This window comes from Pseudarthrobacter sp. PvP090, from assembly GCF_040547365.1.
Classification (GTDB): Bacteria; Actinomycetota; Actinomycetes; order Actinomycetales; family Micrococcaceae; genus Arthrobacter.
The window spans coordinates 1-18,506 of record NZ_JBEPPO010000013.1 but is presented as its reverse complement, the minus strand read 5'-3'; the positions used below and the strand labels follow the sequence as shown (position 1 = coordinate 18,506).

Below are 18,506 nucleotides of genomic sequence, written 5' to 3'. Positions count from 1 at the left end.
GCCGGGGGCCGGTCCGGCGCAGATATACTGGGGAGCGTGCTTTCTGGACTGGTAATAGTGGACAAGCCGCAAGGCTGGACCAGCCACGATGTGGTTGGACGGATGCGGCGGCTCGCCGGTACCCGAAAGGTGGGCCACGCCGGGACGCTGGATCCGATGGCCACGGGTGTCCTGGTGGTCGGCATCAACAAGGCCACCCGGCTGCTCACCTACATTGTGGGCACCTCCAAGACGTACACGGCCACCATCCGCCTGGGCGAATCGACGATCACCGACGACGCCGAGGGCGAGGTCACGGCGACGCACAGCGCCGCCGCGGTCACCGAGGAAAGCGTCCTGGCCGGCGTCGCCGCGCTGACCGGCGAGATCCAGCAGGTGCCCAGCAGCGTCAGCGCCATCAAGGTCAACGGGGAGCGCGCCTACGCCCGCGTCCGCTCCGGCGAAGAGGTCAAGCTGGCCGCACGGCCGGTGACCATCCACCGCTTCGAGGTCCACGGGCTCCGTCCGGTGCGCGACGGCGAGGCCCTGGACGTGGATGTGACCGTCGAGTGCTCCTCGGGCACCTACATCCGGGCCCTCGCCCGCGACCTCGGCGAGGCGCTCGGCGTCGGCGGCCACCTGACGGCGCTGCGCCGCACCCAGGTGGGCCCCTACACGCTGGACCAGGCCCACACCCTGGAACAGCTCGCCGAAGGGCTGGACGTGCTGGAAATGTCCCAGGCCGCCCGGGCCCTCATGCCCAACCGCGAACTCAGCGACGAGGAAACCACCGAGATTTCCTTCGGCCGCAGGATTGCCGCGGGCGCGGCCGCCGGTACACCGGGCGCAGCCACACCGGAGAATCCGGCCGCAGGCTTCGCCCCGGACGGGACCCTTGTAGCCCTGCTCGCTGACAAGGGCAGCTACGCCAAACCCGTGCTGGTGTTCGCGCCGGACAATGAGAAGCGTGCGCCCAAGCAGCCGACGGCGGAACAGCAGGCCGGGCAGTAGTGGACGCGTATTTCTACATCATCCTGGTCGTCGGGCTGGTCTCCACCGTTATCTGCCTGACCGCCGGCATCCTCAAGAAGGCTCCGAACGACACGACGATCCTTTCGGTGGCCGCCGTCGAACTGTCCCTGCTGGTCTACCTGGTCGGGTCGATCGTCCGAGTCGCGGGCGGGGAACAGATGGCGGGGGAGCCGTGGGAGTTCTGGGGTTACCTGCTGACGGCGCTGCTGCTGCCGGTCGGTGCGGTGTACTGGGCCATCCTGGAGCGCACCCGGTGGAGCAACTTCGTGCTGTCCGCCGTCGGTGTCACCGCCCTGGTGATGGCCGCCCGAATGAATCAGATTTGGTACTGACGTGGAAGAGGCAGAAAACGTGACGGCTAAACCTTCGCACGAGGACATCGGAACCATGCGTGCCCCGGCAACGGGCCGGGACGCCGCCCCGACGACGTCCCCGGCGCCCGCCCCGGCTGCGGCACCGACAAAAGACACCCGCAACACCGGCCCAGGCCGGCTGCTGATCGCCGTATACGCCGTGTTCGCGATCTCCGCAACGGCCCGGGCGGGATTCCAGATCCTCACCAAGTTCTCCGAAGCCCCCTTGGCGTATCTGCTGTCCGCCTTCGCCGCCGTCGTCTACCTGGTGGCAACCGTGTCCCTCGCGAAGCCCGGCCGGACCTGGTTCAAGGTCTCCGTAGCGGCGGTGCTCGTGGAACTGGTGGGTGTGCTGGTGGTCGGGGCGCTCAGCGTGTTCGACTCGGTCAACTTCCCGCATGAGACCGTCTGGTCCCTCTTTGGCCGGGGCTACGCGTTTATCCCGCTGCTGCTGCCGATCCTGGGCCTCATCTGGCTGTACCGCCGCCGTCCCGCGCCGAAGCGGGCCTGAGGCTCCTAGTCCGCGGGCTGGTCCAGTTCCTGGAACAGCGTGATTTGGAGTCCCGCGGGGCCATTCAGCCGTGAGTTCACGGACCGCCACGGCGTCTCCCGCGGTTCTGCGATGAGAGTGCCGCCAGCCTCCACAAGGTCGCGCGTGGCTGCTTCCGCGTCGTCAACCTCGAAGGCGACCCGGATCCTGGCGCTCGGCTGGCCGTCGGCTTCCACCTGGTCGATGTACTTGACCTGCGCCGGGTTGGAGAGCTCCAGGGTGGCGCGGCCTGCTTCCAGGATCGTGATGCGTGCTTCCCCCTCGCTGGGGACCACCTCACGTTCCACGAGCCCGAGGACGTCGCGGTAGAAGGTCAGGGCGGCGTCGTAATCCTCCGTCTCGACGACGAGGCGCAGTTGCCGGACGGGTGGCGGGGTGTGATTTTCGGTCGTCATAACCGAACCTTAGGACGGACGGGTCCGGTGCGGAATACCGCTGTTGCTGTCTGCCGTTGTTGCTGCTGCCGCCCGGCGTCGTGGACTCAGTCCGTCCCGGCGTCGAGCCCCAACAGCCTGCGGCGCAGGCCCGGCCAGGCGGTTCCGAATCCGGGATGCAATTCCTTGTCGCCGACGTTCTCGACCGGCACCCACTGCAGCTCCAGGCTTTCCGGGTCGCTGATCTCCGGCTCGAATCGGTCCACGACCTCGACGGCGACTGTGGTGTAGCGCCAGTAGCCGACGTCGAACACCGAGGTGAACAGTACCCGGACGTTCTCCGGCGGAACGGCGGCTTCTTCCTTGGCCTCGCGCAGGGCGCCGTGGACTGCCTCTTCACCCTGGTGCAGGGCTCCGCCCGGCAGTCCCCACGTGCCGCCCTGATCGCTCCACAGGGCGCGGTGCTGGAGCAGGATGCCCTTGGCGGGGTCGTGGACCAGAAGTCCGGCCGAGCCGAAGCGCCCCCAGAACCGGCCGCGGTCGCCTTCAACCCAGGCGTCACCGGGGTCCCGGGGGCCGAGGGGCCGGCGCAGCTCGATGGGGAGCTCAGTTTGTGCGGCGGGGTGCCGTGATTCGCCGGAGCTTGGGTCGCCGGGCTGCGGGCTGTGAGGGAGTACCGGGCTGGAGGTCGAGGCAACAGGGCGGTCCATGCCCCCAGTTTGCCACGCCCCTTCTTGTGTCGGCCGAAGTGTGACCCCGCGGGACCGGCCGGGACGCCAGGGTGGATCAAGCATCCGGGTCGAAGAGCTCGATCCCGTTACTGTCACACCCAAAAAGTAGTGTTGAGTCATGGAAGCCATTGGTGATCTCATCCCGGTACGGGCCACGCAGCCTGGCGCCGGGATCCTCCCTGGGGTTTCCCGGCTCGCGTCCGTTCCTCCTGAGGCGGAGGACGTCGTCTGTGCCCTGGATGCGGCGCTTGCGCTGCTCCGCTCCTGCAACGGGACGGCTGTGCCTGATGCAGCGCTGTTCGGAGTGGCCGAAGCCTCCGAATTTGCCGGCCGCGTGGAGGAGCTGTCCCGCGTGGTCGACTACTGGCAGCTTGTGGCCGCGGCGGCGGTCGACCGGACCCGAAGCCAGGCAGCGGCTGGAGCGAGGACTGCCGCCGCGAAGTTTGGTGCCAACGCGCCTGCCGGCTGGTTGACTGGCAGGAAAACGGAGGCGAGTGCGCCGAAAAGTACTCCGTCCGACCCCATCTGGAATGAACCTGAAGGCGTCGCTCCTTCCACGGGGTGGGTCGATGACGGGTACCGGAACACCGCGGAATTCCTGCGGGCGCGGTTGCGGATCAGTGCCCCGGAAGCCCGACGCCGTCTGGCCCTTGTCGCGGAGGTTCTGCCGCGAACGGGCATATCGGGCCCGCCCCTGCCGGCCGCGAAAGAGGAACTCGCGGCTGTGGTCGCTTCGGGGGACATCAGCTCACGGGCGGCGACCATCATCAGCCTTTCCCTGGACCGGGTCCGGCACGTGGCCGCACCCGAGGATGCCGCGCGGATGGAGCACGCCCTCACCCGGACGGCGGTCGAGAACGACCCGGATTTTCTGACCAGGATCGCCAAACGCTGGACGGACGCCCTGGACCAGGACGGCGAGGAACCCGACGAGCAGGAACTGCGCCACCGCCAAGGCGCCTTCATACGACGGGCACACCGCGGACTGCAGCATCTGGAAATCTTCGCCACGTCCGACCAGTTCGAATGCTTGCTCACGGTCATGAATACCGCCACCAACCCGCGGGCCGGCTTCGCATTCGGGCCCGACGCCGGCACAGAGGCTGCGGGTAGCGCCGGGCCCGGGGCTGGTGCCGTCGCCGTCGCCGACGGCGATGCGGAAGACGCGGCTGCAGCGGAACGGCTGGATCAGCGCACGCGGCCGCAGCGGCTCCTCGACGGCCTCGTCGGTGGCTGCAAAGCCGCTCTCGCCGCCGGAGACCTGCCCGCCGCGGGAGGGCTGCGCCCGCAGGTGATGGTCACCGTTGACTACCGTGACCTGCTGGAACGGCTCGGCGGTGCCGACACGGAGACCGGGGCCCCGGGCTCCAACACCGGGACACTGATGTTCACCGGACCCATCACGGCCGCGACAGTGCGCAAGATCGCTTGCGACGCCGACATCATCCCGGTTGTGCTGGGTGGGCAAGGCCGGATCCTCGACATCGGACGCGCCTCGCGGGTTTTCCCGCCGCACGTACGCAAGGCCATCACCGCGAGGGACGGGGGCTGTGCGTTTCCCCAGTGCACTATCCCGGCGCCCTGGTGCGAGGCCCACCACATCAGCTACTGGTCCCGCGGCGGGAGCACCGGGGCAGGCAACGGAACGCTGCTCTGCTCGCATCACCATCACCTGGTCCACAAAGAGCAGTGGACCATTCAACTGCGAAGCGGCGTTCCGTGGTTCATCCCGCCTCCGCACGTTGATCCGCGCCAGGTCCCACGGCGAAACCGCTACTTCCGGCTTGAGTGAGTCTCGCGCTTCCGCACTTCTGGATAAATACCGGCGTGCCGGGGGAGGCGCGAGCGTATCGCAGGGTCATGGCTGCTCCTGGGTTCTAGAGGGAGTGGCCACCCAGACGGTCCGGGTGGTGCGGGGTTCCAGCTCGACGTCGTCGGAGAACCGCTCCAGCAGGTCTTCCACGGCGTCGCGGTCGTCCGCTGTCAGGGCCGCAAGTCGCGAGAAGCGCGCGAACCACTGCTGGGCGTACTCCCGTGCAGCCGGGGTCGCGGGCGCGATCGTCGTCACCTCTGACTTGATGACGCCGAACCCGGCGGCCTCGAGGACCGGCGACCAGTCCGGGTGGTGGTTCCACCCCTCGGCCGCCGCAGCGGCGTGGCAGCGCTGCTCCAGCAGCGCTCCGCGCGGATGGCTTAGGAAGCGGGGCAGAGCGGCGAGCTCGACGACGGCTAGGACCCCACCCGGCGCCAGTGCCCGGCGGACCCCCGACAGGAGCCGGGCGGGGTGGGCGACGTGGTGCAGCGAGGACGACGCCCACACCAGGTCAACCGGTGTCTCGGCCGCGGCATCCGCCGTGACCAAGGAACCGGCCAGCGCAGGGAAGCCGTCGTCGAGGTCGGCCTCGACCACGGCGAAGCCCTGCCCGCGCAGCAGCTCGAGCATCTGGGGGTCGTTGTCGACGCACGTCAGCGCGGCGTCCGGGTACCGCTCGCGCAGCAGGCGGCTGCCTGCGCCGGTGCCGGCGCCGAGATCAACGACGCGGCGCGCTGCGGGCACCCCGGTCACGTCCAGGACGGCTGCGAGGTGCTCGCCGAACACCTCGGCATCGAGGTCGAGGACGCGGTGCTGGTCATGACTGCCAGACCGCTGGTGGGAGTGGTGGTCGTTGTCCCGTGTCCGGTGGGGCTGGTGATCCATGCTCATTGCCTTTCTACTGTGGCCGCATCGCCAATGCCGGCGGTCGTCTGCCCGTCATCAAGGCCATGGCGTCTGTGATTCAGCACGATATTAGAGACGGCTGCTTCCGAGGCAGCTGAGAAGGGGCCGAAGTGCCCTTCAACGGCCCACCGGGTTTCCTCTTCGATGAGGTCGGCGTTGATCCTTGCGCCGGCCATGACCCCCTCCGCCGCCGCGGTGATCACCTGGGCCATGAGGTTGGAGACATTGCCCCCCGCATACACGCCGGGGACGTCCGTCGCACCAGAGGCGTCGGTCTCGATAAACCGTCCGGCACCCGACGGGTGCACCTGGGAACTGAGCCCGAGTGATTCCAGCAGCGCGGATCTGGCCTCCATCCGTGTTCCGACGGCCAGGGCCTGCACGTCGAACGAGGAGCCCTGGCGGAGGGTGAGCCCCGCGAGGACGCCGTCGACTGCGTCGACGGAAGCCACGGTGCCGTCAACGACCGTTATGGACCGGGCGGCAAGCTTGTCCCATTCCTCGTCGGTGGGTTCGACGGTGTCGTTGAGGAAAAGGGTGATGTCCGGGGACCACTGCCTGAACAACAGCGCCTGATGGACGGACAGCGGGCCTGTGCCCAGCACCCCAATCCTTTGCCCGCGGATTTCCCAGCCATGGCAGTAGGGGCAGTGCACAACGCCCTTTCCCCATTGCTCCCGCAGCCCGTCGATCGGAGGCAGCTCGTCGGTCAGGCCGGTGGTGACGAGGAGGCGCCGGCCGGAGAACCGGCGGGCATCTCCGAGAACTACCTCGAATCCATCGGGGGTCCGCCGTGCCGAAACGGCTTCGCCGTCAATGACCGTTCCTCCGTAGGAGAGCACTTCGCCGCGTCCGATGGACAGGAGTTCCCGGGGGTTCATACCGTCCCTCGAAAGATAACCGTGCACTCCCGCAGCGGGTGCATTGCGTGGAGTTCCGGAATCGATGACCAGCACCGAGCGCAGCGCCCGGCTCAGCGTCGTGGCCGCGCTGAGTCCCGCCGCGCCACCGCCAACAATGACAACGTCATACCGTGTGGTGTCCATACCAATCTGTCCTTCGTCGCGTCCTGAATGATCGCCGCCAGCGTCCTTTGGCGGTTACACCAGCCTCCACTGCATGAACCAGTTTTGACAAAGATGATTGCCGTTATGGCAAAGTGGGGGTATGGAAACTGAGCTGAACGATGTTCTCGGGGCAGTCGGCCCCCGGCTTCGAGCACTCCGTGCGGAACGGAACCTCACCCTCGGCGATGTGTCTTCCGCGTCCGGAGTGTCGGTGAGCACCCTGTCCCGCCTTGAATCCGGGCAGCGCAGGCCAAACCTCGAACTTCTGCTGCCCCTGGCGAGGTTGTACGGTGTTCCCCTCGATGATCTGGTCGGCGCCCCGCCCACCGGGGATCCGAGAATCCACCTGCAGCCCATCACCCATGCCGGCATGACCGCTGTTCCTCTCACGCGCCGCCCCGGCGGGCTGCAGGCCTTCAAGATGGTGCTCGACGGCGATGCGCGCGGGGCAGAGCCCGACCCGCGCGTGCACGAAGGCTATGAATGGCTTTACATCCTCAACGGACGGCTGCGTCTGGTGCTGGGCGACAAGGACTTTGAACTTCGCCCCGGCGAAGCCGCCGAATTCGACACCCACACGCCGCACTGGTTCGCCAGCGCTGACGGCAAACCCGTCGAGTTCATCAGCCTGTTTGGACAGCAGGGCGAGCGGATGCACGTACGCGCGCGGCCCAAGCCCGCGTAGCCGATGAGCCCGGGGGGTTCCGGCGAGGGTTCCCTCAACGTGCCCCCTGAATGGTGCTCCCGTCGTTGGCCAAGCCGTTGGCGAGAGCGAAGATGCCTGGGAGCAGTTCTCAGCCCTCGACGACGGACATCGGCAGGCCGCCCCCGTGCACGGTAGGGACGAGGCTGTCTAGCTGCCAGCCGTCCCCGGATGCCCGGAACGTCGCGATCTGCGGCAGCGAGTAGCCCGACGGGACGCTGCTCGGCCCCGCCGTCGAGGCCTGGTATTCCTCGGTCAGTTCCTGGAACCGGACGCTCGCCTCCGAACCGGTCACCTCGACCGACTCCACCGTAACCTTCGTCGAAAAGGACGTATACCAGAAGCCCATTGCCTTGAATCCGGCCTTCGAACGGGCCACCACTGGGAGGTCCCGCTCGCGCTTGGACCGGTAGGCCGGCGTCATCTGCCCTTCGGCAAGGCGCGCGGCGGGGGGAGTGTCGAGGACGGTGCCGTTTCGATCCTCGACGGCAGCCTGGATGATGGCCGCGAGCTCGGACGACGACGGGCCCGGCACTGACGCGGACGACCCCGCCGTGGGCGGCCCGGCGGCCGGCTGGCACCCGGCAAGGGCGAACCCGAGCACAGCCGCGACGGCGACCATGTACGTCCGGTACTTCATCGTGCTCCCCCTAGCAGTGGATGTCCTCACAGCCTGCCGTGCCCAAGTCGCCCAGTCAACGGAGGCTCAGGGGCGTCCCGCTCAAGGAAATCTCAGAAGCAATCCCGTTCCGGGGCCACGCATGGCCCAGGCCGAGTCAGAGACGGCATAACGTCCGGTGCCGGCCATCAGCGTCGCAGATTCCGTGTAGGGGTCGGTCCAGTCGGTGATCCGCAGAATCGAGGCGCCGGCGGCCGCTTCCGCGGCCGGCCTCTCAAGCCTCGGAACGATCATGGCGGGCTCCGCGTCGACGGTAATCACGAGCATGGTGATGCGTTCAGTGATGGCCACCGGTGCATATCCGGTGAGGTACAGCAGCAACTCCGGAATCACCCGTCGAGGGTCACCCCCAATGGCGCCATGACGCTATCCCCAGTGGCGCCATGGCGAGGCGGTAGTCCGGCGGACGACGGCGGGCTCTGGAGCTAATCGGTCCGCCTTGGTAGCTTCAACGCATGGCCATCAAACTTGAGAACGTCGGTATCGCCGTTCGCGACCTCGAAGCAGCAATCGCCTTTTTCACGGATCTCGGTCTTACGGTCGTCGGCCGTGACACGGTCAGCGGGGAGTGGACCGACACCGCCGTCGGACTTGATGGCAACCACGCCAACATTGCAATGCTCCAGACCCCGGACGGTCAGGGCCGACTTGAGCTCTTCGAATACATCCACCCCAAAGCGATCGAGACGAACCCAACCCGTCCCAACGACATCGGCATGCACCGCGTGGCCTTCTCGGTCGACGACATCGACAAGGCCCTTGAGATAGCGGCGAAGCACGGATGCCATCCGCTACGCGGCGTGGCTACCTACGGCGACGAATACAAACTCACGTACCTCCGCGGCCCCAGCGGAATCATCGTGATGCTCGCCGAGAAACTGAAGAAAGACTGACACCCGGATCGGCCAATGAGCCTGTGCTGTGGAAAGCCGATGCTTGCCACGGATGTTTAGGGCAGACTGGTGGCGTGAGCGGAATCCCGTGGGTGCTGCACGTCGATCTCGACCAGTTCATCGCTGCGGTCGAAGTGCTCCGGCGGCCGGAGCTTGCAGGCAGGCCGATCATTGTCGGCGGTCGGGGCGACCCCACGGAACGGGCTGTGGTGTCGACCGCATCCTACGAAGCCAGGGCGTTCGGCGTGGGTTCCGGAATGCCGTTACGCATTGCGGCCCGGAAAGTGCCCGACGCCGTGATCCTGCCCGTCGACCACGAGGCTTACCTCGAGGCGTCTGAAACAGTGATGGCTACCCTGCGCGCGCAGCCCGGCGCCACCGTGCAGGTGTTGGGTTGGGATGAAGCCTTTATCGGCACTGAGACAGAGAACCCGGAGGCCTACGCCCGGCAGGTGCAGGCCGCTGTCCTGGAGCGAACGCGGCTGCATTGCAGCGTGGGCATCGGCGACACTTTGGTCCGGGCCAAGGTCGCCACCGGTTTCGGCAAGCCGGCCGGAGTTTTCCGTCTCACTGCCGGGAACTGGCTCGACGTCATGGGCAGCCGGCCCACCAAGGACCTATGGGGCGTCGGAACCAAAGTGTCGGACCGGCTGGCCAAACTCGGCATCACCACCGTCGCCGAACTCGCCGCGTCCGACCCACTGGACCTGGTCCCGGAGTTCGGCCCGAAGATGGGTCCCTGGTACGCGGAGCTCGGACGCGGGGACGGCGCCAGCGTTGTGGACGACACCCCGTGGGTTGCCCACGGGCATAGCAGGGAGACCACCTTCCAGCGCGACCTGACCGAGCCTGCCCAAGTGGACGACGCCGTGAGGGAGCTGACAGCGCATGTCCTCGAGGATGTGGTGGCCGAAGGACGGCCCGTGGTTGGGCTGACCCTCAAGGTTCGGTACGCGCCGTTCGTCACCAAGACCCACGCGAGGAAGATGCCCGAGACTTTCGACCGGAACGAAATCCTCGCCCGGGCCCTGGACCTCGCTGCCGCAATCGAAGCGGGCCGTCCGATCCGGCTCCTGGGCCTGCGGGCCGAAATGGCAATGCCCGACGATGCCCGAAAAGGACATACGCCGACGCGCGGCGGCTGGTGACGGCGGCTACGCTGGATCCATGGCTGGACTTGTGGCTGGTAAGGCTCCACGCAAGACACCGGAAGCTGAACGTGCGTCCCTGCTCAGGGCCGTGAAGGCCTTCCACACTTTTGCGTGGTTCACCATCGAGGCCTGCATGGTCTACGTCCTGTATGCCGGTGCCCGCGGCCGCACCGACAGCAGGGTGGGCGTGGCCGCGGGCGTCGTCACGGCAGAGACCCTGGTCTTTGCCGCCAACGGCTTTCACTGTCCGCTCACCGCGGTGGCCAGGGAACTGGGCGACGAGACGGGTTCAGTCACCGACATCTATCTGCCTCAGTGGTTCGCGAGGAACCTCCCGGGGATCCACGTTCCGCTGATCCTGGCCGCCGTGCTGCTGCACTGGCGGAACCACCGTGCCGCCGGCGGCGCTAGCGCAGTGGGTTCCCGTAGAGGTCAACCCGGAAGTTCTCGATCATCTTGTTGGTCACCACGTCGATGATGACTACCGAGTCCGCCGGCCAGGACGGATCGTGAACGACGGTGTAGGGAACATCAGTGATTTTCGTGGGCCGCCCGGCGTCGTTGATCTTCCGGCTGAAGGCATCGACCACCCGATTGGTCCTGGTGTTGACGGCCACCGTTTCCTGGGGGAGTCCCGCGCTGCTGCCGGTGGCCGGTGTCGCGTTCCACCAGCCTTCGTAGCCGCCGACGGGCGACTCCGACGACGCCGGCGCGGACGCCGTCGGTGTCCCTGCTGCTTTCGCCGCACCGCCGCACGCGCTCAGCGACGCCCCCGCAGCAAGAATCACACCAGCAGTGGCAAGGCGCAGCGCGCCGGCTTCGTATCCCAAGATGATGTCCCCCAACATTGTCACCGGCCGGCGGTCCCCGGCCCGGATGGGATGACCCTACCAGCCAGGTCCGCAACGACCCCGGGTGGCCTACTTCTTCCCGAACAGGCCGCCCAGGATCCCGCCGAGTCCGCCGTCGTCATTTTTCCGCTCCACCGGCTGGGTCTCCGGGAGGTCGACGTCGATCACCTCGCCGGGGCGCGGCGCGCCGCCGGTCGGCTGGCCCTGCGGGTAGGCCTGGCGTTCCAGCGTCGAATCCCGCCGCGCATCAGGCACCGCATCAGGAACGGCTGCCGGCGAGGACGGCTGGCCACCGCCGAGGAGCCCGCCCAGCAGATCACCAAGGCCGCCCATCCCGCCAGCGCCGCCGGCACCGCCCAGGATCCCGCCCAGAATTCCGCCAAGGTCAATGCCGCCGGCCTGGCCGGACCCGCCCGACCCGCCGGCCCCGGACGACTGCCCGCGGCCACCGAGCACCTTGTTCGCAAGGTAAGACATCACGATGGGGGCCAGGATCGGCAGCAGCTTCTTGATGAGGTCGCCGCCCACGCCGCCGAGTTGGGAGGTCCCGGCCAGCTGGCTGGCGACCTGTTCCTGCTGCCCGCCGAAGACATGGCTCACGATCTTCTCACCGTCCGCGGTGTCCACCTGCGAGACATCCACTCCGCCCTTCAGCAGCCCGTCCTGATGCTGGCCGAGCGCTGACTCCAGCGAGGCGGCGCCGTCGGAGGCCTGCGCGTTGACCTGCATGCCTGCCAGCAGCGTGGGCACGGCGGCCTCCACTGCGGCCTGGGCGGTCTGCCGGTCGGTGCCGAGCAGGCCGGCAATCTGGTCCACCGGGATCTGCCGCAGGATGTCGTCGAGCTCGGTCATGGTTCTCCTTCAGCCGCGTGTCAGTGCGGGCCTCGCTGGGAAACGGCGCCCGCGCGGGCGCCGCCGGACTGTTGCCCTTGCATCCTAGTCCGGGCTTCCGGGACGCGAAAGGACGCCGCCGGGGGCGGGCGACGCCGTCGGAGGCCTGCCACGTTTGCGGGTAATCTAGGAGAGTTCCGGAGCCGGCAGGTTTCTCCGGAGGAGCACATGGCAGGAAGCAAAAGGCGAGGTTGATGGTCCACATCTGGAACGATCCGTCCGAAGTCCCGGCGGACTTTGGTCCCTCCGTCGTTACCTTCGGCAACTTCGACGGTGTGCACCGCGGCCACCAGCAGGTGCTCTCGCAGCTCATCCGCGTCGCCCGCCTGAATCACGCGCGGGCCGTCGCCATCACCTTCGACCCGCATCCGGCGCAGGTCCACCGTCCCGAATCCGCCCCGGAACTGATTATGGGCCTGGAAGACAAGCTGGTCGCGCTCGGCGAGGTGGGCCTCGACGCTGTGCTCGTGATGAAGTACTCCCTCGAGCTGGCCAGCCTCACCCCCGAAGAATTCGTCGCGAGTGTCCTGGTCGGCGCCCTCAAAGCCAGCCACGTGGTGATCGGCCACGACGCCCGGTTCGGCCGGGGCAACTCCGGGGACCTGGACACGATGCAGGAGCTCGGCAGGAAGCTCGGGTTCGAGGTCCTGGTCATCAGCGAGTTCGGCTCGGAAGGCTTCCCGCTCCACGGTGAAGCGCACGACGACGGCGGCAAGGACCGGCGGTGTTCCTCCACCTGGGTGCGTGAGGCACTGCGCGAGGGCGACGTCGCCACGGCGGCCGCCGTCCTGGGAAGGCCGCACCGGATGCGCGGCGAGGTGGTCCACGGCGCTGCGCGCGGCCGCGACCTCGGCTTCCCGACCGCCAACCTCGCCTCCGACGCCAGCGGCTACATCCCGGCCGACGGCATCTACGCCGGCTGGCTCGTCGACCAGGCCGGTACCCGCTGGCCCGCCGCCATCTCCGTGGGCTCCAACCCCACCTTCGACGGCGTCAGCCGGCAGGTGGAGGCGCACGTGATCGACCGCCCGGACGAGGCGGTCGAGGACTTCGATCTGTACGACCAGACAGTAGTGGTGGAATTCGTCGCCCGGCTGCGGGGGATGGTGGCGTACCGTGGCCCTGAAGCACTGGTGGACCAGATGCGCCTGGACGTCGTCCAGGCCCACAACATTCTGTTCGCGCGCTGAACCGCCAGGTTAAAGCGCCGGGCGAACCGCCGCGCTGAACCGCGCGGCTGCTCCGTGGTCCCTGCGGGCAATTACGCCGGCGGATCCGCGCAGTGAAGCACCGCCATTGGGCAAGGAAGGCAAGAAACGTGACGATTGAGAAAAACACCAGGGAGCTGGACAAGGATATTGTCCGGGACTTCAGCTCAAAGATGAGCTACGCGTCCTACCTGCAGCTGCCGACGCTCCTGAGCGCCCAGCAGCCGGTCAGCGCCCCGGAGCACCACGACGAGATGCTGTTCATCATCCAGCACCAGACCACGGAACTGTGGCTCAAACTGGTCCTCCACGAGCTCCGCAGCGCCGCCGCCTGGCTCCGCTCCGACGATCTCGGCTCGGCCCTGAAGGCCATCGCCAGGGTCAAGCACATCCAGAAAACCCTCACCGAGCAGTGGTCCGTGCTGGCCACCCTCACACCCACCGAGTACTCGCAGTTCCGCGGCTTCCTGGGCAACTCCTCCGGATTCCAGTCCAGCCAGTACCGCGCGGTCGAATTCCTGCTCGGCAACAAGAACCGCAAGATGCTGCCGGTGTTCGAATCCGACCCCGAGGCCCACGCGATGCTGCTGGAGCTCCTCGAATCCCCGAGCATCTACGACGACTTCCTCGCCTACCTCAAGCGCCAGGGCTTCGACGTTCCCGCGTCGCTGCTGGAGCGGGACGTCACCCAGGCGCACGAGTTCTGCGCCGAGCTGGTCCCGGTCTTCAAGTACATCTACGAGAACGCCGCGGACAACTGGGGTGCCTACGAGGCCTGTGAGGAACTCGTGGACCTCGAAGACAACTTCCAGCTCTGGCGCTTCCGGCACCTGCGCACGGTGCAGCGCACCATCGGCATGAAGTCCGGCACCGGCGGCTCCAGCGGCGCGGCCTTCCTGCAGAAGGCGCTGGAACTGACCTTCTTCCCGGAGCTCTTCGCCGTCCGGACGGAGATCGGCCAGTGAGCGCCCTTCAGCCGGAGACGGCACGGCCCGCGGCACAGGCCACCGCCGGCAACGACACAGTCCTGCTGCAGCGCGCCCGCGATCTGGACGCCGCGGACCCGCTGGCCGCCTACCGCGAGCACTTCATCGGCACCGACACCGCGCTGTCCTACCTGGACGGCAACTCCCTGGGCCGCCCACTCAAGCGCACCGTCACGGACATCGGCAGCTTCATCCAGGACAGCTGGGGCGGCCGGCTGATCCGCGGCTGGGACGAGGAGTGGCTGGAACTGCCGCAGGCCATCGGCGACCAGCTCGGCAGGGCCGTCCTCGGCGCCGCTCCGGGCCAGACCATCATCGCCGACTCCACCACGGTGGTCCTGTACAAGCTGATCCGGGCGGCGCTGGCCGCGGTCACCGACCCGGCACGCACCGAAATCGTGCTGGACACCGACAATTTCCCCACCGACCGCTACCTCGTCGAGGGCATCGCCCGCGAAGAGGGCCTCACGGTGCGCTGGATAGACGCCGATCCCTCCTCCGGCGTGACCGTCGAGCAGGTGCGGGCAGCGACCGGCCCGGCCACCGCCGTCGTGGTCCTGAGCCAGATCGCCTACCGCTCCGGGTTCCTCGCGGACCTGCCCGGCATCACCACGGCCGTGCACGACGCCGGCGCCCTGGTGGTGTGGGACCTGTGCCATTCCGCCGGGTCGGTGGAGATCGCCCTGGACGCCGCCGACGTCGACTTCGCCGCCGGCTGCACCTACAAGTACCTCAACGGGGGACCGGGCTCGCCCGCGTTCGCCTACGTCAACGCCCGGCACCTGCCCGGACTGCAGCAGCCCATCTGGGGCTGGATGGGCCGCAAGGACGCCTTCGAAATGGGGCCCGGCTATGAGGCCGCGGCGGGAATCCGCGGCTTCCTCAGCGGCACCCCGGCGATCTTCGGGATGCTCGCCATGCGCGGCACCCTGGACCTGCTGGAGGAGGCGGGCATGGCCGCCGTCCGGGAGAAGTCACGGCTGCTGACCGCGTTCGCCGTCGAACTCCACGACGCGTGGCTCGCCCCGGCGGGCGTTGAACTCTCGACGCCGCGGGATCCGGAACTGCGCGGCAGCCACATCACGGTCGACCACCCGGCCTTCCGGGAGATGACCGCGGCGCTGTGGGAGCAGGACATCATTCCGGATTTCCGGGCGCCGCACGGCATCAGGATCGGGCTGTCCCCGCTGAGCACGTCCTTCGCCGAGCTGTACCGCGGTATGGAAGCCATCCGCGAACGGCTGGCATAGGGCCATTCCGGGCAGCATCAGGACCGGCCGTTTCGACAAGATTAGCGGCGTGCCGGTAAACTAAACGTTGGATCCGGCTGCAGTCCGTGGCGGCTGGCTCTTGTTGTGTACGGGCAGTCCTCCCTTCGGAGGGGAATCTCCGGCGCAGCACCCCCGGCAGTGAGTTACTGATTCGGGCCTCACGGCACATCTCTAGGAGTTATCGTGGCACTTGAAGCCGCTGTAAAGCAGTCCATCATCAAGGATTTCGCAACGTCCGAGGGCGACACCGGTTCGCCGGAGGTCCAGGTTGCAGTCCTGACTCAGCGGATCAAGGATCTCACTGAGCACATGAAGGTGCACAAGCACGATTACCACACCCAGCGCGGTCTGCTGGCCATGGTTGGTCGTCGCAAGCGCATGCTGACCTACCTCAAGAACACTGACATCACCCGCTACCGTGCGCTCATCGAGCGTCTCGGCCTGCGCCGCTAGTCAGCTTTAAGGGGCGGCCCCTTCCGGAACGGAAAGGGCCGCCTTCTTCAAAACAAAAACTCAACAGGAGGATCAACCGCATCACGCATTCGCGGTCTTCGGTAGTGATCTCCGGGAACGGCTTCAAGGGATGAAGCCTTAGCCCGTGGGTCTCGATCGATGACCGGGTGCAGTGCAGCCCAGCCGACAGAGGCTGGACTGGGTTGATGCGGCTGGACTCCGTGAACCATGAAACGGAGGTGACTCTCTATGGAGGGTCCCGAAATCCAGTTCTCAGAAGCAGTCATTGATAACGGCCGCTTCGGCAAGCGTGTAATCCGCTTTGAAACCGGCCGCCTTGCCAAGCAGGCAGCCGGCGCAGCGATGGTCTACATCGATGAAGAGACCGCGCTGCTGTCCGCCACCACCGCCGGCAAGCACCCGCGTGAAGGTTTCGACTTCTTCCCGCTGACCGTCGACGTCGAAGAGCGTATGTACGCCGCCGGCCGCATCCCGGGCTCGTTCTTCCGCCGCGAAGGCCGTCCCTCCACGGAAGCCATCCTGGCCTGCCGCCTGATGGACCGCCCGCTGCGACCCGCCTTCGTCAAGGGCCTGCGCAACGAGGTCCAGATCGTCGTCACCGTGCTGTCCATCAACCCGGACGAGCTCTACGACGTGGTCGCGATCAACGCTTCCTCGATGTCCACCCAGCTCTCCGGCCTGCCCTTCTCCGGCCCGATCGGCGGCGTCCGCGTTGCCCTCGTCGCCGACGAGCACGGCTCGCAGTGGGTTGCGTTCCCGAAGCACTCGCAGCTGGAGAACGCCGTCTTCAACATGGTCGTTGCCGGCCGCATCGCCGGTGACGACGTCGCCATCATGATGGTTGAAGCCGAAGCCACCGACAACTCCTGGAACCTCATCAAGGAACAGGGCGCCACCGCCCCGACCGAAGAGGTTGTCTCCGAAGGCCTCGAGGCTGCCAAGCCGTTCATCAAGGCCCTTTGCGAAGCACAGTCCGACCTGGCAGCCCGCGCCGCCAAGCCGACCGTCGAGTTCCCGGTCTTCCTGGACTACCAGGACGACGTCTACGCCGCTGTGGAGTCCGCTGCCGCCGAGAAGCTGGCCGCTGTCTTCCAGATCGCCGACAAGCAGGAGCGCGACACCGCCTCCGACGAGCTCAAGGATGAGGTGACCTCTTCCCTCGCCGGCCAGTTCGAAGGCCGCGAGAAGGAGCTGTCCGCAGCCTTCCGCTCCGTCACCAAGCACGTTGTGCGCCAGCGCATCCTCACGGACCAGATCCGCATCGACGGCCGTGGCCTGACGGACATCCGCCAGCTCACCGCCGAGGTTGAGGTCCTGCCCCGCGTCCATGGCTCGGCCATCTTCGAACGCGGCGAGACCCAGATCATGGGTGTCACCACGCTGAACATGCTCAAGATGGAACAGCAGATCGACTCGCTGTCTCCCGTGACGCGCAAGCGCTACATGCACAACTACAACTTCCCGCCGTACTCCACCGGCGAGACCGGCCGCGTCGGTTCCCCGAAGCGCCGCGAAATCGGCCACGGTGCCCTCGCAGAGCGCGCCATCATGCCGGTGCTGCCGTCCCGCGAGGAATTCCCCTACGCCATCCGCCAGGTGTCTGAGGCTCTCAGCTCCAACGGTTCGACGTCGATGGGTTCCGTCTGCGCCTCCACGCTGTCCCTGCTCAACGCAGGTGTGCCGCTGAAGGCCGCTGTTGCCGGTATCGCCATGGGCCTGGTCTCCGACCAGGTCGACGGCCAGACCCGCTACGCCGCCCTGACCGATATCCTCGGCGCCGAAGATGCCTTCGGTGACATGGACTTCAAGGTCGCCGGTACCGCTGAGTTCGTCACGGCCATCCAGCTGGACACGAAGCTCGACGGCATCCCGGCCTCCGTCCTGGCTGCCGCCCTGAAGCAGGCCCGCGAAGCCCGCCTGCACATCCTGGACGTCCTGAACTCCGCGATCGACACCCCGGACGAGCTCTCCGAGTTCGCGCCGCGCGTCATCGCTGTCAAGATTCCGGTAGATAAGATCGGCGAGGTCATCGGCCCGAAGGGCAAGATGATCAACCAGATCCAGGAAGACACCGGAGCCGACATCTCGATCGAGGACGACGGAACTGTCTACATCGGCGCCACGAACGGCCCGTCTGCCGATGCAGCACGGTCCGCGATCAACGCCATCGCCAACCCGCAGATCCCGGAAATCGGCGAGCGCTACCTGGGCACGGTCGTCAAGACCACCACCTTCGGCGCCTTCGTTTCCCTGACCCCGGGCAAGGACGGTCTGCTGCACATCTCCGAGCTGCGCAAGATCGCCGGCGGCAAGCGCGTGGACAACGTCGATGACGTCGTCTCCGTCGGCCAGAAGATCCAGGTGGAAATCACCAAGATCGACGACCGCGGAAAGCTCTCCCTGTCACCCGTTGTGGCTGACGAGGCAGGCTCCGAGGACGCCGACATCGCTGAGGTCTCCCTGGAGTCCGCAGAGTAGTCTGAACTGAATCAAGCGGCGGGGGGGGGGGGGGGGGCCCCCCCCCCCCCCCCCCGGGGGGGGGGGGGGGGGGGGGGGAGTTTGGTGGGGTTTTATGAAAGGCCTGTTTTATTTGG

The 18,506-nt window shown here is 67.3% G+C and carries 21 protein-coding genes; 13 read left to right on the top strand and 8 right to left on the bottom strand.

The window, feature by feature from the left end; genetic code table 11:
- The first annotated feature begins 36 nt into the window (after positions 1–36).
- Genes truB through ABIC21_RS15350 form a run of 3 tightly spaced genes read left to right on the top strand, consistent with a single transcriptional unit; the run spans position 37 to position 1,875 of the window.
- On the top strand, positions 37–990 hold the full coding sequence (gene truB, locus ABIC21_RS15360) for a tRNA pseudouridine(55) synthase TruB (RefSeq protein WP_354351249.1): 954 nt from the start codon (positions 37–39) through the stop codon (positions 988–990).
- Positions 990–1,343: a hypothetical protein gene (locus tag ABIC21_RS15355; RefSeq protein ID WP_354351248.1), complete on the top strand. Its 354-nt coding sequence runs from the start codon at positions 990–992 to the stop codon at positions 1,341–1,343. Before truB ends, ABIC21_RS15355 begins: the two co-directional genes overlap by 1 nt.
- 1 nt (position 1,344) lies before the next feature.
- Positions 1,345–1,875, top strand: a complete 531-nt coding sequence (locus ABIC21_RS15350; RefSeq protein ID WP_502936012.1) for a hypothetical protein — start codon at positions 1,345–1,347, stop codon at positions 1,873–1,875.
- A gap of 5 nt (positions 1,876–1,880) precedes the next feature.
- Here ABIC21_RS15350 and ABIC21_RS15345 read toward each other — a convergent pair whose 3' ends face one another.
- Positions 1,881–2,309, bottom strand: a complete 429-nt coding sequence (locus ABIC21_RS15345; RefSeq protein WP_354351246.1) for a VOC family protein — start codon at positions 2,307–2,309, stop codon at positions 1,881–1,883.
- Positions 2,310–2,395: 86 nt separating this feature from the next.
- Complete coding sequence (locus ABIC21_RS15340) at positions 2,396–2,998, bottom strand: NUDIX domain-containing protein (RefSeq protein WP_502936011.1); 603 nt, start codon at positions 2,996–2,998, stop codon at positions 2,396–2,398.
- Positions 2,999–3,137: 139 nt separating this feature from the next.
- Between ABIC21_RS15340 and ABIC21_RS15335 the strand changes: the two genes are divergently transcribed.
- Positions 3,138–4,811: an HNH endonuclease signature motif containing protein gene (locus ABIC21_RS15335; protein ID WP_354351245.1), complete on the top strand. Its 1,674-nt coding sequence runs from the start codon at positions 3,138–3,140 to the stop codon at positions 4,809–4,811.
- Between the two features lie 66 nt (positions 4,812–4,877).
- On the opposite strand, the gene ABIC21_RS15330 is transcribed toward ABIC21_RS15335, so the two are convergent.
- Both ABIC21_RS15330 and ABIC21_RS15325 read right to left on the bottom strand, forming a co-directional pair.
- Entirely contained in the window at positions 4,878–5,717 is an 840-nt protein-coding gene (locus tag ABIC21_RS15330) for a class I SAM-dependent methyltransferase (protein ID WP_354351244.1), read from the bottom strand.
- A 2-nt stretch (positions 5,718–5,719) separates the two neighbouring features.
- Positions 5,720–6,784 carry an NAD(P)/FAD-dependent oxidoreductase gene (locus tag ABIC21_RS15325; RefSeq protein WP_354351243.1) on the bottom strand — a complete coding sequence of 355 codons (1,065 nt, stop codon included), beginning with the start codon at positions 6,782–6,784 and terminating at the stop codon, positions 5,720–5,722.
- Positions 6,785–6,905: 121 nt separating this feature from the next.
- Here ABIC21_RS15325 and ABIC21_RS15320 point away from each other — a divergent pair, with 121 nt between their 5' ends.
- Positions 6,906–7,490, top strand: coding sequence for a helix-turn-helix domain-containing protein (locus tag ABIC21_RS15320; RefSeq protein ID WP_354351242.1), 585 nt, complete (start codon positions 6,906–6,908; stop codon positions 7,488–7,490).
- A 109-nt stretch (positions 7,491–7,599) separates the two neighbouring features.
- Here the strand turns inward: ABIC21_RS15320 and ABIC21_RS15315 are convergent, their stop codons facing one another.
- Entirely contained in the window at positions 7,600–8,148 is a 549-nt protein-coding gene (locus ABIC21_RS15315; RefSeq protein ID WP_354351241.1) for a hypothetical protein, read from the bottom strand.
- 81 nt (positions 8,149–8,229) lie between these two features.
- Positions 8,230–8,520, bottom strand: coding sequence for an aminopeptidase P family N-terminal domain-containing protein (locus ABIC21_RS15310; protein WP_354351240.1), 291 nt, complete (start codon positions 8,518–8,520; stop codon positions 8,230–8,232).
- Between the two features lie 122 nt (positions 8,521–8,642).
- Between ABIC21_RS15310 and ABIC21_RS15305 the strand changes: the two genes are divergently transcribed.
- The 3 genes from ABIC21_RS15305 to ABIC21_RS15295 all read left to right on the top strand — a co-directional run bounded on the left by ABIC21_RS15305 (position 8,643) and on the right by ABIC21_RS15295 (position 10,709).
- Positions 8,643–9,080 (top strand): VOC family protein, encoded by a 438-nt coding sequence (locus ABIC21_RS15305; protein WP_354351239.1) that lies wholly within the window; start codon positions 8,643–8,645, stop codon positions 9,078–9,080.
- 74 nt (positions 9,081–9,154) lie between these two features.
- A complete protein-coding gene (locus tag ABIC21_RS15300; protein ID WP_502936010.1) occupies positions 9,155–10,228 on the top strand; it encodes a DNA polymerase IV in 1,074 nt (357 codons plus the stop codon).
- A gap of 19 nt (positions 10,229–10,247) precedes the next feature.
- Positions 10,248–10,709, top strand: coding sequence for a hypothetical protein (locus tag ABIC21_RS15295; protein WP_354351238.1), 462 nt, complete (start codon positions 10,248–10,250; stop codon positions 10,707–10,709).
- On the opposite strand, the gene ABIC21_RS15290 is transcribed toward ABIC21_RS15295, so the two are convergent.
- Both ABIC21_RS15290 and ABIC21_RS15285 read right to left on the bottom strand, forming a co-directional pair.
- Complete coding sequence (locus ABIC21_RS15290) at positions 10,639–11,061, bottom strand: hypothetical protein (protein ID WP_354351237.1); 423 nt, start codon at positions 11,059–11,061, stop codon at positions 10,639–10,641. The genes ABIC21_RS15295 and ABIC21_RS15290 overlap by 71 nt on opposite strands.
- Before the next feature lie 90 nt (positions 11,062–11,151).
- Positions 11,152–11,934: a DUF937 domain-containing protein gene (locus tag ABIC21_RS15285; RefSeq protein WP_354351236.1), complete on the bottom strand. Its 783-nt coding sequence runs from the start codon at positions 11,932–11,934 to the stop codon at positions 11,152–11,154.
- Between the two features lie 233 nt (positions 11,935–12,167).
- On the opposite strand from ABIC21_RS15285, the gene ABIC21_RS15280 reads away from it, so the two are divergent.
- The 5 genes from ABIC21_RS15280 to ABIC21_RS15260 all read left to right on the top strand — a co-directional run bounded on the left by ABIC21_RS15280 (position 12,168) and on the right by ABIC21_RS15260 (position 18,390).
- Positions 12,168–13,163, top strand: a complete 996-nt coding sequence (locus ABIC21_RS15280; RefSeq protein WP_354351235.1) for a bifunctional riboflavin kinase/FAD synthetase — start codon at positions 12,168–12,170, stop codon at positions 13,161–13,163.
- 128 nt (positions 13,164–13,291) lie between these two features.
- Positions 13,292–14,146 (top strand): tryptophan 2,3-dioxygenase, encoded by an 855-nt coding sequence (gene kynA / locus ABIC21_RS15275; protein WP_354173772.1) that lies wholly within the window; start codon positions 13,292–13,294, stop codon positions 14,144–14,146.
- 62 nt (positions 14,147–14,208) lie between these two features.
- Entirely contained in the window at positions 14,209–15,417 is a 1,209-nt protein-coding gene (locus ABIC21_RS15270) for a kynureninase (RefSeq protein WP_354351355.1), read from the top strand.
- Between the two features lie 204 nt (positions 15,418–15,621).
- Positions 15,622–15,891 carry a 30S ribosomal protein S15 gene (gene rpsO / locus ABIC21_RS15265; RefSeq protein WP_226760651.1) on the top strand — a complete coding sequence of 90 codons (270 nt, stop codon included), beginning with the start codon at positions 15,622–15,624 and terminating at the stop codon, positions 15,889–15,891.
- Positions 15,892–16,140: 249 nt separating this feature from the next.
- Positions 16,141–18,390 (top strand): polyribonucleotide nucleotidyltransferase, encoded by a 2,250-nt coding sequence (locus ABIC21_RS15260; RefSeq protein WP_354351234.1) that lies wholly within the window; start codon positions 16,141–16,143, stop codon positions 18,388–18,390.
- The last annotated feature ends 116 nt before the right edge of the window (positions 18,391–18,506 follow it).